We start from the raw sequence: 255 nt of genomic DNA, 5'->3' as shown, positions 1-255 counted from the left end.
TCGCTCACGACATGGGGTTGCTAGAACTGACGATTTTCGCTCTGTGTACCAAAGAAGTGCGGGCGTATCGTGTGCCCTTAGAAGAACTGTGGATGGAAATGTCGGAACTGTTGGGGCTTGAAATTCAATATCGTGAACGATTACGCGCAGAAACGGCTCAATTTCGTACAGGTGGGTATCTCTTTTACGGTGTGTTAGCGGGATCGCTCCTTGTGGCCTATCCCTTTGCAAAATCCTACATGAGTGGCACCGTGC

Annotated in this window: 1 protein-coding gene; it reads left to right on the top strand. The window is 49.8% G+C overall.

Annotated elements, in window-relative coordinates; genetic code table 11:
• On the top strand, positions 1 to 255 hold a 255-nt coding region (locus MM817_RS17730), incomplete at both ends, for a hypothetical protein (protein WP_241717216.1).

It is taken from the genome of Sulfoacidibacillus ferrooxidans, assembly GCF_022606465.1.
Lineage (GTDB): Bacteria > Bacillota > Bacilli > Alicyclobacillales > SLC66 > Sulfoacidibacillus > Sulfoacidibacillus ferrooxidans.
The sequence above is the reverse complement of the archived record's forward strand: the minus strand, read 5'-3'. Positions and strand labels throughout refer to the sequence as shown.